Here is a 14,792-nt window from a genome sequence, read left to right on the forward strand (position 1 = left end):
GCTTGCCCACCGAAACGTCGGTAGCTAGTCATTGTTTGGGAAGTTGCGAGAAAAACAACGACTGCGGGACTTCCGCGCTCACGAATTAACTAGAGCTACAAGAGTCTCGGAGTAGTTATGCTGGCCCCGGCGTTGATCAGAACAATGATTCCGACCTGTTGTCATTGCCCCGTTTGACGAACGCCGTGGCTGGGGGAGTTATGCGGGTTCGCTTTGCTGAGCGGCGAACCGTCCTTCTCGAATGTCACGCGACTGACCTGGTCGAACCGACGCGCGTTGTAAAAGCCCAGCGCGGCGAAGCGGTCCTTGCACGTGGGCCCTTCGAATACTTGCACTCCATTCCTCTTCGCCATGCCCTCGACAAGGCAAGGCGCCGCTTCGAAGCGCAGAGATCCGACACGCCCTGCAGGAATGAGGAAGAAGTGCAAGCGGCAAGAACCTAGTCTTGATGTCATCGTGGTCGTGTCGATGGCCCGGTCAAAGTCTCAACGAACGGCTTGAGCGCGGCGCTGAGCATGAACTCAATCATGTTCCCGCGGAAGAGCCGCGGCTTATTTCCCGGAGAAAAGGAGCAAATCGATGAGCGATCTAGTCGTTGTAAGCTTCAAAGGCGAAGAAACAGCCGACCAGGTGTTGACCAAACTCCACCAGATGCAAAAGGAACATCTGATCGACCTTGAGGATGCCTGCATCGTGGTCCGTAGCGCGAAGGGCAAGGTATACCTCAAGCAAGCCGTCGATCTCGTCAAGATCGGCGCTGTCAGTGGCGCGGCTTGGGGTGGTCTATTTGGTGCACTGGTTGGGCTGATGTTGCTGAATCCCCTCGCCGGACTGGCAACGGGCATGGCGATTGGTGCTGGCACGGGCGCATTGTCGGGCGCGCTCTCGGACTATGGAATCGATGACGATTTCATGCGTTCGACGGGCCAGAACATTGAGCCTGGTTCGTCAGCGCTCTTCATCCTCGTGCGTCGCGTGAATTTCGACAAGGTCCTGCCAGAGCTGAAGCCTTTCGGCGGAAAGGTATTAAAGACGTCTCTCACGAACGATCAGGAGGAACGCCTGCGGAAGGCGCTGGAGAGCCTGAACGACAGTGGTACAGCATAGACATCGCTGCGCTGCATCAGGCTTGTGAACTTGAATTCTGTAAAGTTCGCATTTGGGCCGGACCGGTACCCCGACAATTTAAGCGGATTATTCTGGGGGGACGTCGATCACATCGACGCGCAATTCGACATTGGAGTGTGCTCATGCCTTCGCGAGCAGATGCGATATTCGTGGTGTCGAGCATCACCTGCTTCACGCACGCGCCATCTCTCGCCAATCCAAAGATCAGTGACGTCGATCTCAATGCCGTCATGCCGCGATTTTTGATCTGCGTGCTGGAGGTGATGATCTCCGCTTCCAACGACCGTGATTGCATGCGCGCTACGTCGGTGCGATAGCGAAATTCGGCTGGATCTCTTATGGAGCGCTACATGACAAAGGGAAGTTGCGTCGACATCCGGAAATCGAATGTTGAGGCGCACGAAGCGCCGATGACCGTGGACGAACAACTCGACGAAGCGCTCGGAGAGACCTTTCCTGCGAGCGATCCAATCGCCGTTCACCCCGAGCCCGAACAACCCGCGAAGACGCAAACTTAGTCGGTCGTCGGTACTAAGCGGGATCATGTCGATGTGATCTGGCGCCGACGCATTGACGCGTCTACGGCAGCACCTTTCGGGGCGAATCAAAGACACAAGGAGCGAATATGCCTGAGACGGAAATCGCGCCCGGGGACGCCGGCCCGCACGACGAGCAAGTCTCGCTGCGCAAGCTCTTCGAACCCGTAAAAGTCGGACCCTACAACTTGCGTCATCGTGTCGTGATGGCGCCCCTGACGCGTTCGCGTGCGAGCCGACCAGGCAACATACCGTCGCAGCTCAACGCCTGCTATTACGCGCAGCGCGCAGCGGCTGCGCTTATCATCAGCGAGGCGACACAGGTGTCGAGGCAAGGACAGGGATATGCATGGACGCTCGCCTGTTTGCACATCGTCAATCCCGCGCAGGCGGCGACCGGCGAGGATGTCGCTTTCACGGCGCGCGCGAAACGCATGAGCGAGATGATACGCCGCACCTACCGTGGCGTGCTGATGGTCGCGGGCGGATTCGACGGCGCCCGTGCGGAAAGATGGCTCGAGGACGGCAACGCGGACCTGATCGCGTTCGGACGCTTGTTCATCGCCAATCCCGACCTTCCGGAACGCTTGCGGTCGCGCGCTCTGCTCAATTCGCCGGATCCGTCTACGTTCTACGGAGGCGGTGAGCGCGGATATACCGACTATCCGTCGCTCGCGCAGGAGCGAGGGGAAGCCCCACGGTCCGTCATCGATGGGCGTTGGAGATAGAGTGTTGTTGACCGGCAAGCTCGCTAGCGTGACGCGACGATTGGCGATGCCCGCCGAGCCAGCGACCAATCACACTGAGAGGTGCATCATGGCTGTCACTACTTGGGTTGTCGTTGCCGACGGCAGCCGCGCACGAATCTTCGAGACACCGGGACTCAAACTGGACTTGCGGGAAGTCGAAGACCTCGTCAATGTCGTCCCTGGTGGACGGGCGCTGACCGAGAAGGATCGCGAAAAATTCGCGAAGACCGTCGCCGACTACATCGAACAGGGACGGCTCCATCAGCGGTATCAGCGATTGCGATTTGCCGTCGAGCCGAAGTTTCTCGGGATGCTGCACGCGCGTCTGAGCGAGAGGACGCGTCATTTGATTTTCGAAGAGATCAACGAAGATCTCTCGGCCCTCGATGCGCGCGAAATTCAAGCGCACCTGCAGAGGCATTAACGGCGACCTGCCCGGTCATAGACCGCATCAAATGTGTCATCCATTGAAAGGTCACGGTCGGGAGATTATTCCCCTTCTCTCAGGCCTGTCCCTGCTTACCTCCGACAATTTCAGCCATCATCGAATCGACGAGCGCAAGCACGCATTTTGTCTTTCGCTCGCCTGGTTGCAGCGCCGGTCTGCACAAACATCCATCGAGGTCGAAATGAGGGCCGGTGTTCTGGCTTTCGCACCTGGCTCATGTTGAGCCCAGAGCACCATCGGTGCCCGACTGGGGTCCAATTGAGTATTGGTAGTCAGCCCATCCAAAACTCAACTGCTTGACAGTTCAGCGAACCGCGTCACTTCCGGAGCTCGATTGATCGGGCTGGCGAGTTCGTTCTCCAGCGATAGAAGAACCGTTTCCTCAGTCCCTCGGCCGACTACCGCCAAGCGCAGGTCCAGGCGGCCTCGGATCCTCCGCGCGCCAGTCGGCATTGCCATCAATGATCGCTCGTCGTCTCTATTTCGCTCCTTCGCGCCCAGTATGCCCGGCTGTCCGTTGCTCAGCCATTGCTTGCCTCGCCAGCGCGCCCAAAGTGTGTATCTCCTTTTCAACGTCCGGGGTCCACGGACGGCCATAGTTAAGCCGGATGTGACGGCGAAATTCTCTGCCGCATGAAAAGATTGCACCGGGCGCTATCGCGATTTCGTGCGCTTCCGCCATTTCGAACAACTGCACTGCCTCTACTCCTTCTGGAAGTTGCACCCATAGAAAGAATCCGCCCGGCGGTCGCACCACCAGTGTCCCTTTGGGGAAGTACCTGACGACCGCGGCCACCATCCGGGTCTGAAGGGACGCCAGTTCGCGGCGCAGCTTACGTAGAAGCCGGTCGTAGTCGCCATGCTCAAGGTAGTCCGCAATTGCGCATTGCGCGGGCACAGACGCCGGGGCCATCGTCAGCCAACGTGCGTGCTCAATTCTCACGGCGTAGCGCCCCGCCGCAACCCAACCGAGGCGCAGACCCGGCGCAAGGCTCTTCGAAAACGAACCGCAGTGCAGCACGAGACCTTTAGAATCGAAGCGCTTCGCCGGATATGCCGGCGTCAAGCCAAAATGCAGTTCGCGGAATACGTCGTCCTCGATGAGCGGCACGTCATGTTTTGCCAGCAACCTTACGAGCGCCTCCTTCCGTTCATCGGAGAGCGTCGCGCCTGTAGGCTGGTGCAGCGTCGTCATAAACCAGCAAGCCCGTACCGGATGCTGCCGCAACGCTTCCTCTAATACGCCGAGGTCGAGCCCACGGTGTGGGTCGACAGGGATTTCCACGGCCTTCAGACGGAGGCGCTCAACCGCATCTCGCACAGCGTGGAAAGCGGGCCGTTCTATTGCGATGGTGTCGCCAGGCCGCGTTAGAACCTGCAGACAGAGTATCAGAGCATCGAGCGCGCCACTCGTCACAACAACCTCATCGATTGGAACCGTAACACCTGTGACAATGTAGCGCAGGGCGATCTGGCGACGCAGATCTGCTTCCGCCTCTCCCGCCGACAAGGCGTCCCGGGAACTCGCCATCCTCCGGGTTGCTGCAGTCAAAGCACGCGAAATCCAGCTAAACGGGAACAACTGGGCACATGGCTCCGAAGAGCCAAGCCCCGGACGCGCGCATCGACGTTGAGCCTTCATGAAGCGGATAATCAGACTGTCACCGTCAGCCTCCTCAATACTGCGCTTCGATACGATCGCTAGTGATTTCGTTGACGCGGGCCGACCCGCGACGAAATAACCCGACCGAGGCCTTGCGACGATCAGGCCTCGTCGTTCGAGAGTGTAGTAAGCATGGAAAACGGTTGAAGGGCTCACGCGGTAGGAACTGCTCGCCTGGCGCACCGACGGAAGTCGCACACCCGGCTCAAGCGTACCGTTCGCAATCAGGCTTTCGAACTCCGCCGCCAGTTGGAGATAGCGCTTCATTATTCTGTCATGCTAATTAAGTGAAGCTGTCTCGACCTGCTACGATTGCGGGTGGAACGCTTCGTTTAGAAGTTTCGGACCCGCCAGCCGAGCACGGTCGAGGCTCCCGCCCCAGTTGAGGACGGTGCGTTGGCGGTCTCAAGAAATACCTTCAGCCGGCTGGGGCCTAGTGCACGGCTATAGAAGAACCCTTGACCAAACTCGGCACGGCTCGCCCGCGCAACGTTGTGATGCGCCGCGTTCTCAATTCCTTCGACAACTACCACGGCGCCCGTCTCGTGGCCCATGCTCGTCAACGCACTGATCTGTCTGGAGCGCTCATCGGGATCCATTCCCAGCACGTCCCGGTCAATCTTCACCATCTCAAAGCTCATGCCTGCCGGCAGTTCAGGTCCTACGTCAGTGGGACGCGCGGCCGACAAGGCAAAACGCATTCCTTTATCGCGTGCCTGCGCCATCATCGGGATGAGACGTTTTTTGTACTTTTTCGCGCTGCCTGCCCCGATCTTTAGTATTAACGGCGGAAGACCGAGGGAGCCAACGTCGGCCAGGTCCGCGATGAACGAGGAACTTACCAAGTAAGAAGCAGGAGCGGTAACGCCCAGGTAGAGCGATTTCGGAACGCCGATTTCCCGCAGTTCCTGAGCGGCACGCGACAGGACGAATCGAGTCATCGGTCCGATCAAACTACTGTTCTCAATGAACTTCATATAATGAGCGGGGCCCAGCGCGCCGTACTTCTGGTTGTCCCAACGCAACAACGCGTCGACGCCGACGCACCTTGCTTGCCTGACGCCAACGACGGGTTGGTATTCAACATGGAACTCGCCGCGACGCAGCCCTGCACGCGCAGCACGCAGCAGCGAGTTGTCGTAGCGCAACCACCTTTTGAGGGCCCAACCGACAACAACGACCAAAACCGCCACCAGGATCGGCCACAATACAAAGCCCAATATGGTCCATAGCGAGGGACGCTGCGTAGCAATGCTCGCTGAAGGTCGAACGGATGCGGGTATGTCGGCGCCGATCGAAGGCGAGATCGCTCGCTCTTCGCAACCCTTACCCAGTGAGCAATCCGGGGGCGACATTGTTGGTGATTCAGGCGACTGCTCCGCCCCGTCAATCCGCGAGGCGAGACGGGCCACCGCGTCAGAGGCCAGAAACCCGCCTCGAACGTCCGCCTCGTAGTCGCTGATTTGCCACGGCAGTTCCCTAAGCAGCGTCACAACGCTCGGCCTCGAACTGTCCGTTGCAGCAGCGGCGCCAGTGACATCGGCGCGCGTGTCGTCGAGCGAATCGCAAGTATTAGTCCGTAGAGGCATCGGCCCGGCGACCGGTCCGGCAACGGCAGCGGGAACAAGGGGCAACTGCGCAATGGACACGCAGGCTGAGCCAAAGTGAATGGGGGGTGCCGGTGGACCAGCAAGCCAGTCCGTCAATTGCTGCCAGACGTTGCGTTCAAACGAGAGACTGCGGCTCGAGCCAGTTTCGGACGGACCTGCAAAAGCGAGCGAGGTGCCTGCGCAGATGACCAGGACGACTGCGAACCCTCGACTCGAGGCACGACGGAGCGCGATGAGGGCGCGGCGCCTGATTGTTGATACCGGGAACGCAAATGCCATTGATTTATCGCTAGAAGAATTTGGCCTGAAAATCGTTATCAGTTGGACCGCTACACGTAGGCGAAACATCGAAAGAAGTGGAACCGGTCTGCGCCGCACTTTGCCAGCGTGTGTGGGTCCGCAATAGAAGCAGATTGCAAAAGAAAAGCCGTATCAGATTGAAAAGCGGCTATCTTCAGGCGTTGGGTGTGTGTGCGAGCGCGACGGGTCCGACGCCCGCAATGATGCTATTTGTAAGGAGCACACAAGTTGAAACGGTACGAGCGGTTAGCCGACCAAATCAGTGAGCTCATCAAGCGCGGTGATCTGCCACCCGGCGCGCGCATTCCTTCGGTTCGCGCGGCGTGCAAGGCATGGGGCGTGAGCCCCGCGACGGTATTTCGGGCCTACTACCTGCTAGAAAATCGGGGCACGATCAAAGCGCGCCCGCGTTCAGGCTATTTCGTATCGCCGACCACCGGAGAATTACCGCGGCAAAGGCCCGGGACTTCGCCCGGTGCCGACCCGACGACCGTCAATATCAGCGACCTTGTCTTTGAGGTTCTCAAGACGATCAGGCAGCCCGAAACTGTCCCACTTGGATCAGCTTTCCTGAGCCCTGCGCTGTTTCCAATGGCGCGCGTCGGAAAGTCGTGCGCGGCTGTCAATCGTTCAACGCACCTAGCCAGCATGGTCGACGGCCTGCCGCCGGGGTATGAAGGATTGCGCCAGCAGATTTCGTTGCGTTACCTGATGTCGGGGATGATGGTGCCCGTCGACGAGATCGTCATTACGAGCGGTGCACTCGAAGCCCTGACGCTCAGTGCCCAGTTGCTCGCCGCTCCAGGTGATGTCATCGTGATCGAAAAGCCGACGTTCTATGCAGCGCTGCAGGCTATTGAGCGTCTAAGGCTGAACGTAGTGGAGATTCCTGTCGACCCGGTGAAGGGTCATGATCTGGATGCGCTCGCTCGGACGCTACAGCAACATCCGGTTCGGGCCTGCTGGTTCATGACCTCGTTCCACAATCCGACCGGGGTGACGCTGGGCGACTCCAGGAAGCAGGCGCTGGTTGATCTGCTCGCCAGACACGACGTGCCGCTCATCGAGGATGATGTCTACAACGAACTGCATTTTGGCCCGGACCCGGTGCGTCCGGCCAAATTCTTTGACCGGAAAGGTCTTGTCATTCATTGTGGATCGTTCGCGAAGTGCCTTGCGCCCGGATATCGTATCGGCTGGGCGGCAGCAGGAAGGTTCGCGGGCGAGCTGGAACGTGCGAAATGGATGACCACGCTATCGGCCAGCATGCCGGCGCAGCGCGCAATCGCCGACTATCTGGAACACGGCGGCTACGAACGCTTCCTGCACAAACTCCGTCGCGAGTTGGCCCATCAGCAATCGCAGATGCTCGACGCGATCAGCCGGTACTTCCCGGCCAATACGATGGCGACCAAGTCTGACGGCGGTTATTTCACATGGGTAGCGCTTCCGGATCACGTAGACTCGATACAGTTCTTCCAGGCTGCGCTCAGCAATGGCATCAGTATCGCGCCCGGACCTATCTTCTCTGCGGACGGCGCCTTTCGCCACCGTGTGCGTCTGAATTATGGATACCCGTGGTCGGCGCGGCTCGATAAAGCGGTCGCGACACTAGGCGCCCTGTGCGCTGATGAATCGCGTTGCGGCGCTAAGCTCGCCGGTCCGGTTCGGCCGACATAATACGGGCGTCGATCTCAATCTCCTTAGGGTCTTAACCCCTGCCACTCGCGATAGGTTGAGTTGGCGAACCGAAAACGTCGCTCACCATCGACGTAAGCGACCAGCACCGGCAGATTGTCAGAGATGGCGCGCAAAGCTTCGTGCGTGACTCCCAATTGTCGCTCGGCGGTCGTCAGTTGCTCACGCGCCTGCGCAGAACTTCCGAGGCCTCATGTGCTCTCCGTTGCAACGCAGCCTTCCGCGCATGGCTAGAAAGCGCCGGTCCACCTTCACGTAATCGAACCGGAAGTCCGCCAGAAGGTCAAAATTGCTGAAGCCGGTGCCGAAATCGTCGAGTGACAGGCGTACGTCGCGTTGCCTCAAGTGCCTAAGCGCCGTGAAAACTCACGGCGTACGCTCGACGCAGCTGCGCTCAGTGAGTTCCAGAACGAGGCGCTCCAGCACCGGACCGGCGGACTCGCAGATATCCTCGACAAAGCGGTCCTCCATCAGATGCCGCGCGCAGATGTTTACCGATATATGCCTGTGCTAAGGGAACGGCAGTTGGGTAAGTGCGTTATTCGCCTCGCGCAGCACGAAACAGGTCAACGCGCTGAGCAAACGCGTGCCTTCGAGCTCTCCAATGAACACTCCCGGGCCCCCGGCTCCGAACTTTGGATGGCCCCACCGGAGCAGAGCTTCGACGCCCGCGCAGTGTCGCGTGCGTGTGTCTACGATGGGCTGATAGACGACATGGAACTTCCCGCGGCGAGGACCGATGCACGCCGCGCGCTGCAATCTTGCTTTTTGGGCGGATCCGGTACCCAACGTACACAACTGCGCAGCAAGCCGATAGTGCGATAACCAACACGATGGCGTCGCGAGATGGGATAAGGCCGGCCGCGAGCAAGCCAGCTACGCTCGACGTAACGGTAACGGCGACGGCGACGGCCACCGCCTCGACAAGATGCTCTTCGAATACAGGTCGCAACCGGCGTATTCGTGCTGTGTAGCGTTGCAAAAATCGCATGAGGTTGTTTTCGCACGGTTATCTAAGTTGCGAACTATGACCTGACTGCGTTTCCAAAACGAGTAGCAGTTACGCGCCAAAACATGCGTATCAGATCCGCAGCCATACGCAGTAAGTCGGCGCGGCACTCCCTGGGGCAGACTTGTCTCCTTACTCAGCGGCTCGCGCGCTCGCCTTAACCATTAAGACGAAAACCAAGGCACGGCGCGGCACAAGCATGATCCCAGCGGCTTTGCGTCGGCTCGCCGGATTAGCAAGCTGCAATGGATGATTTGGCAAGTCGTTATGACGGCGCTCGACAAAGTTTCACGAAAATGATCGCCATCGGTGGAGTGGCAGCGAAGATCGCGCCGCCCGGGGTATGGAGCATCAAGTGCGCGAAGGGCTTGCGCGACGGCCTGATTCGCTTCGCGACCGGGGTCGAAAGCTCATCCTTGGTACAGGCCATCGCTAACGGACTACTCCCCAGAGAGGTGATCAACCTGCCGATGACACAACGCCTACCGAAAGTCCGCTGCCGGTATCGAAGCCGACGCCTGAACGTCATCCTTGGCGTCTACACGAACGACTGCAGATGGCCGAACCCGGGCCGACGGCGAGCGCACCAAATCGACCCACCGGAGACGTTCAGTAACTACTCACCACCGTCCGCAGCACCCCCAATAGCCTACGGCCCGACTCGGCGTCACGCGTTATTCTCTCCGCCTGACGGACGGTCGGTCGGGCGCGGTTCAGGTCAAAGCGCCTGAAGGTCCATCAACGCGCTTCCATGCCGCGCGCATGCGCGCTTAGAATGTCCCGGTTGCTTTACTAACATTAAGGCCCCGCTGGAAGACTTCGATCGCATGGACCGAATTCCGCTTGCACGCCGCAGGGCAATGGCGGCCGAACTGCTTCTGAAGGGAGAGCGTCCCACGGTCATCGCCCGTAAGACCGGCTTGAGCTTGCCGACGCTACGCAAATACAAGGCCGTGCTGAGCCGCGGAGGCCGGGATGCGCTTACCCAGCTAAACGAATATGGATCAAAACCACGGCTGAACGAAGAAGCGATAAGTTGGGTTGTCAGCGCTATCAAACATTCGCCAAAGGTACATGGCATTGCCGCTACAGTCTGGACTGTCGAGCAGGTACGCAACGTGATCCGGCAGCGCTTCGGAGCCACCTATTCCGCATCGTACGTCACCACCATGATCCGGAAACTCGGACTTGCATACCGCCTCACCTATCCTGCGGCCGCCGCTACCGACCACAGACGACAAAGACCTTTCAGCGACAGTGATGCGACCCGAAGAAGAAGCGCTGCAAGAATGCTTCTCGCAGGTCAGAGTGCGGACGAGGTCTCGCAGGCGCTGAATATCGGCCTGAAAACTATCAAAGGTTATAAAGCATTGGTGGACAAGAAGGGGCTTGACGCGCTGGATGAGTTGACTGCCCCCGGGCATCCTTCGACTCTCGATTCGAAAGCGCTTAAAAGGCTAAAGGCCGCGCTGGAAAAAGGTCCACTCGCCCACGGCTTCGAATCGGAGCTGTGGAGAAATCGTGATGTGCAAACCCTGATCAGGCGCAAGTTCGGCATCGACTATTCCAACGGCTACGTTCGCAAGCTGGTTGCGAAGGTGGGACTTGTCGATCGCATGCATCCGGCAAAACAACGCACCGAAAAACCTCGCACATTCAACGATGAGTTACTTGCGTGGATAGCCATGACCGTGAAGCAGTCACCCGGGAGCACGGCATGGACGGCGACCACTGGAACAATGCGCGCCTACGCGCGGTAGTTCAACAGCGTCTGGGAATCGAATATTCGCGAAGCTATATCCGGGAGATCGCCATCCATGCCGGCGTTGCCGACCTGATTACCCGGCGACGGAACTGAATCCCGGTACGGGGAAGCAATCCGCCTGGAGCGACGACAGTCGGCATCCTCTATCAGACTCGGGGCAAACGAAACAGCGCTTGATTGCCGATCCGTGCCTCATGCCACTGCCTGTGACCGCCCCCTTGAGTCTTCCTGAAACGGCTCGTGAGCGGTCATTTCTGGCTCAGCATGAGCCAATCTTCGAAGTCATCTGGTTAGCCCGGTACACACAGGACAGTCATCGCCGCAAAACCCGGCATCAAAATACCTGCGCGCGTCGATGCTGTTGCCATAAACCGATTCGAGACGGTCTATAGCTCGATCCGAGGACACACCAAGGTCGCGTTGTTCACGACCGAGCAGGTTTGCACAATACTGATCGTAGCTACGAAGGGGATTCCTACGAAGGGGATTCATATGCATGGCTAATTTCCTTGTCGCGGCCCTTCGGTAAAGCTCTCGTAAAAAGGGAGCACGGACGAACCGGGATCAGCACGCTAGTCCTTGGGATGCCCCGCCGCGTACAAAAGCTATTCCGTCGCCGCGCGCCCACCCTTTCGATAGATCAAGGCGTCATAGTTCGGGAGAATTGAGGAGAGGTGCCCTATCAGCCCTACCGGAAGAGCCGCCCCCGCAGGGAAAGCCTGCGCCATAGTTGTACCGCTCTCGACCCTGTGCGGTCTGGCGTCTTTCTCAATTGCAGACGTCGGCAGAAGCTTCAGTCAGGGATCGGTCCACCTTGGGATTACCCGATCTCAAAGCGGTTTTTCCGGCTTTGGCTATCGTGCTGTCGTGGGCGTCAAGTGGTGCCGTATTTTTGCCCTCTTAAACACGCTCCAAAAAATCGTGCCGGTTTTCGCTGGCCGCGTAAATCCGCAAAAAAAAGCCTACCGTGAGAGTCGGCAGGCTACAGAAACACACGCCGAGAAATGAGGGTTTCGTCTCCCGGACCGATCAAGATATCCAGATACCATTTCCGAGTCAACGTGAAACGCTGTTGAATGACAAAACAAATTGCGGCAGGAAAAATCTACGAGTCGGAAGTATTCACGAGGTAAAACAGTCTGAATTTACAGTCGGAGCGAGCAGTTCACTCCAGGCCTACCCCTGTTTTTTGTGACGTTCCTGGCCGGCCGCTCCGTCATGCAAAAGTCAGACAAAAACGCCCCGCCAAATCGGCGTGCGCTATCGGCACGGCGTGGCGTTCAGCGCATAGACAAACTTCCCGGCGGCGCTGTCGCACTCCTGCAACTGCCGAAGAATGTCAGCGCCCCATTCCCATCTCCGGCCGTTATGCCCGTCATCCCTGCTGTATCCGACACGTCGCCCTTCCACGTGAGTGCCGCATCGTCGCGGAAACGAGTCAGAAAAATAGGCTAGCGGAAGCGGAAGGCCATCGCGGTAGAGGCACAGGAACCATATGACATCTGCAACGCTTTCATTGTAAAGATCGGCGCGCACGGGACTGCGCACCAGCGCACTCCACGCCACTTCGAGACTGTCAGGATCGGATGAACGAATTTCAACCTGGAAATCCTGCAACGTTGTCGTCCAGCGGTTGCCGGCAAGTGCGATACGGCCGAACTTGAACAGAACGCCTGTCGGACCGCTCCGCCGGATTGGTGGGCCGAGGGAGGCGACCGGATAGTCCTTGGTCGCAACGCCACCACTTGCAGACCCCGCCCCTTTGATGTTCCGGCCATGTTTCATTGTCGTACCCGAGGTCCATCCAGCATTCGAGAGTATCCCTGGATAACCTAGCCATGATGATGCATGTCAACGCGGCCGCTTGCGCCCAGCCCGATTGGCAGAGCACGCGACAGTCGACGCGATCTCGTATGGCTGAAATGTCACCATCTCCCTCATTCAGCCATGGGAATGCGACGGTCGCTTGACGACCGAACCTGGAAATCCGTAGACCAACACAGCGCCGCCATCCGACGACGACCGTTCCGCCAGCGCGGCCAATGCACCTCTGCCTCGCAGAGCCATGATGCTTCCTACTGCAGTCAAACGCGTGCTTCCGCGTTGCCTATCGTCATACTTAAGCAGCCTATGTGGAAAGGTAACAGTCTCCACACGTGAAAATGACAGCATTACAATATCCTTTCATATTAGGCGATCGGAGGGCATGCAATGGTTCTATTTCACCGTGGCGCAGCGATTCAGGCTTCGACGACAAGGTACGGAAACACGTTCGTGGCCCGCGCCTGCATTCTGAAAGAAGACGGCGAATCTACCTCATTGGGTGATCTTGGCCAGTTCGCAAACCAGACCTGCGCATACGAGTTTGCGGTGCGCTGTGCGAGTGCGTTCGTGGACGGGGTACCGATGCCTCGCTCTCCGTTCGGCCGATCATCAGCCTTGGACGAAACAGCAAATATCTAACTGCACTCCGCGGCATCCGGCGGCCGCACGCGGCCCTGAGTCAGTGTGCGATGGCCTCCCCGGCAACCAGGTCAAACCGGAAGCCGCCAAGCCAGGAGAAACGCGATGTACAGACCGCTGCTGAGCCGTTTTCAGTACACCCGAAAGCACGGCAAGCGACGGACATATGACGTAACAATGAACCTCGTGCAAAAGGCTTCCGGTGTTCGCGCTTACGCAGCATGGGTGCATTTCGAAACCGAAGTTAAGGGGTCGGGGTTGATGCTCCCGCTCGTTGCCAACACGCCTGATGCCGCCGTACGGGAGGCACGGATGCTCATCCAGAAGGACATTGACGATCTGGTCGGCATCGTCGAGTAAAGGCAGTAACAAACGCGCCTCACGTTTCGCGGCTACCGTACAGACTTACCTAGGCTGATGTGGAAGGGTGATATATGAAATCCGCGCGGACGCACGGCGACTGTGCACTCTCGCGAGACTGGATGTCGTGGACAGTACCTTTCAAGGCCGAACGGGTATCAGTGTCGTCCGGAAAGACAGACTTAACGCTACCTGATCCAGGCTGGCGACATCGGGGCAAATATCACCGATCGGTCCGGCTGAGCATAACAATAGCGGTGCACCATCACACGGGGTATGTCACCAGTTGGAAACATCATGATTAAAGTGGCAATCTCCGATGCACACGCCGTAACGCGCGAAGGTGTGCGCAACGCACTCGAGAGCGCCGGTGGGTTCGAGGTCGTGGGCGAAGCCGTTGACGGCGAAAGTACTCTCGCGCTTGTGGGCTCCACCAAGGCCGGTGTGCTAACGCTTGGCCTGGCGATGCCAGGCATCCATGGTATCCAGCTCATTGAGTTAATCAGGAAGAGTGACCCCTCGTTACGCATTCTCATCCTGACCATGCGTTCGGAGGCGGCTCAGGCTACTCAGGCATTCAAGGCCGGCGCATCCGGCTTCGTCAGCAAGGACAGTCCGACAGCGGACGTTATCAGTGCCGTCAGAAAAGTTGCATCCGGTGGCGTTTACGTGAGTCTTGCGATGGCCGATCAGTTCGCGCAGAGTTTCTTCAAATCGGCGAACGCGTTGCCGCATCAGCGTCTGTCAGATCGTGAACTGGACATATTTCTCCGCATTGCATCCGGTGAGCGGGTCGCAGCGATCGGCAGGACTTTGTGCATGAGCGCAAAAACGGTCAGCTCGCACAGAACGCACATTCTCGAAAAGACCGGATTACAAAACGACGCAGGGCTTGTGCGTTACGCTTTCCGTCACGAGCTACTTGAAGGCGACGGGATCGGGGAATCGCTCCCCGCTGGATAACGGCGTTGCTTTTTAGACCGTTTGCCTCCTGTCCACGGCAAGCAGATGCCGTCATAAAGAAACGTGAAAGTCACGGCTTCACCAAAGGCGACCTGTCCTT

Annotated in this window: 15 protein-coding genes; 9 read left to right on the forward strand and 6 right to left on the reverse strand. The window is 58.4% G+C overall.

Annotated elements, in window-relative coordinates:
* Window positions 1–579: 579 nt before the first annotated feature.
* The 5 genes from P0D70_RS34720 (at window position 580) to P0D70_RS34740 (ending at window position 2,837) form a co-directional block, all read left to right on the forward strand.
* A complete protein-coding gene (locus tag P0D70_RS34720) occupies window positions 580–1,107 on the forward strand; it encodes a DUF1269 domain-containing protein (protein ID WP_408187830.1) in 528 nt (175 codons plus the stop codon).
* A 143-nt stretch (window positions 1,108–1,250) separates the two neighbouring features.
* Window positions 1,251–1,445, forward strand: a complete 195-nt coding sequence (locus P0D70_RS34725; protein WP_408187831.1) for a hypothetical protein — start codon at window positions 1,251–1,253, stop codon at window positions 1,443–1,445.
* A gap of 33 nt (window positions 1,446–1,478) precedes the next feature.
* Window positions 1,479–1,646: a hypothetical protein gene (locus P0D70_RS34730; protein WP_408187832.1), complete on the forward strand. Its 168-nt coding sequence runs from the start codon at window positions 1,479–1,481 to the stop codon at window positions 1,644–1,646.
* A gap of 107 nt (window positions 1,647–1,753) precedes the next feature.
* On the forward strand, window positions 1,754–2,392 hold the full coding sequence (locus tag P0D70_RS34735) for an oxidoreductase (protein WP_408187833.1): 639 nt from the start codon (window positions 1,754–1,756) through the stop codon (window positions 2,390–2,392).
* Between the two features lies 1 nt (window position 2,393).
* Complete coding sequence (locus P0D70_RS34740) at window positions 2,394–2,837, forward strand: host attachment protein (RefSeq protein WP_408187834.1); 444 nt, start codon at window positions 2,394–2,396, stop codon at window positions 2,835–2,837.
* Window positions 2,838–3,339: 502 nt separating this feature from the next.
* Here the strand turns inward: P0D70_RS34740 and P0D70_RS34745 are convergent.
* A complete protein-coding gene (locus tag P0D70_RS34745; RefSeq protein WP_408187835.1) occupies window positions 3,340–4,791 on the reverse strand; it encodes an aminotransferase-like domain-containing protein in 1,452 nt (483 codons plus the stop codon).
* A 65-nt stretch (window positions 4,792–4,856) separates the two neighbouring features.
* Window positions 4,857–6,173: an EAL domain-containing protein gene (locus P0D70_RS34750; protein WP_408187836.1), complete on the reverse strand. Its 1,317-nt coding sequence runs from the start codon at window positions 6,171–6,173 to the stop codon at window positions 4,857–4,859.
* A gap of 489 nt (window positions 6,174–6,662) precedes the next feature.
* Here P0D70_RS34750 and P0D70_RS34755 point away from each other — a divergent pair, with 489 nt between their 5' ends.
* Window positions 6,663–8,114 (forward strand): aminotransferase-like domain-containing protein, encoded by a 1,452-nt coding sequence (locus tag P0D70_RS34755; RefSeq protein WP_408187837.1) that lies wholly within the window; start codon window positions 6,663–6,665, stop codon window positions 8,112–8,114.
* A gap of 23 nt (window positions 8,115–8,137) precedes the next feature.
* Here the strand turns inward: P0D70_RS34755 and P0D70_RS34760 are convergent, their stop codons facing one another.
* The 3 genes from P0D70_RS34760 to P0D70_RS34770 all read right to left on the reverse strand — a co-directional run bounded on the left by P0D70_RS34760 (window position 8,138) and on the right by P0D70_RS34770 (window position 8,930).
* Window positions 8,138–8,221, reverse strand: coding sequence for a hypothetical protein (locus tag P0D70_RS34760; RefSeq protein ID WP_408187844.1), 84 nt, complete (start codon window positions 8,219–8,221; stop codon window positions 8,138–8,140).
* A gap of 73 nt (window positions 8,222–8,294) precedes the next feature.
* Window positions 8,295–8,477: an EAL domain-containing protein gene (locus P0D70_RS34765; RefSeq protein ID WP_408187838.1), complete on the reverse strand. Its 183-nt coding sequence runs from the start codon at window positions 8,475–8,477 to the stop codon at window positions 8,295–8,297.
* A 165-nt stretch (window positions 8,478–8,642) separates the two neighbouring features.
* Window positions 8,643–8,930, reverse strand: coding sequence for an EAL domain-containing protein (locus P0D70_RS34770; RefSeq protein WP_408187839.1), 288 nt, complete (start codon window positions 8,928–8,930; stop codon window positions 8,643–8,645).
* 1,038 nt (window positions 8,931–9,968) lie between these two features.
* On the opposite strand from P0D70_RS34770, the gene P0D70_RS34775 reads away from it, so the two are divergent.
* On the forward strand, window positions 9,969–10,901 hold the full coding sequence (locus P0D70_RS34775) for a winged helix-turn-helix domain-containing protein (protein WP_408187840.1): 933 nt from the start codon (window positions 9,969–9,971) through the stop codon (window positions 10,899–10,901).
* Window positions 10,902–12,166: 1,265 nt separating this feature from the next.
* Here the strand turns inward: P0D70_RS34775 and P0D70_RS34780 are convergent.
* A complete protein-coding gene (locus tag P0D70_RS34780) occupies window positions 12,167–12,691 on the reverse strand; it encodes a hypothetical protein (RefSeq protein ID WP_408187841.1) in 525 nt (174 codons plus the stop codon).
* A gap of 783 nt (window positions 12,692–13,474) precedes the next feature.
* On the opposite strand from P0D70_RS34780, the gene P0D70_RS34785 reads away from it, so the two are divergent.
* Together P0D70_RS34785 and P0D70_RS34790 are read left to right on the forward strand one after the other, a co-directional pair.
* On the forward strand, window positions 13,475–13,729 hold the full coding sequence (locus P0D70_RS34785) for a hypothetical protein (protein ID WP_408187842.1): 255 nt from the start codon (window positions 13,475–13,477) through the stop codon (window positions 13,727–13,729).
* A 297-nt stretch (window positions 13,730–14,026) separates the two neighbouring features.
* On the forward strand, window positions 14,027–14,692 hold the full coding sequence (locus P0D70_RS34790; RefSeq protein ID WP_408187843.1) for a response regulator: 666 nt from the start codon (window positions 14,027–14,029) through the stop codon (window positions 14,690–14,692).
* Window positions 14,693–14,792: the final 100 nt, after the last annotated feature.

The organism is Paraburkholderia sp. RL17-381-BIF-C (assembly GCF_046026435.1).
Taxonomy (GTDB): Bacteria; Pseudomonadota; Gammaproteobacteria; order Burkholderiales; family Burkholderiaceae; genus Paraburkholderia.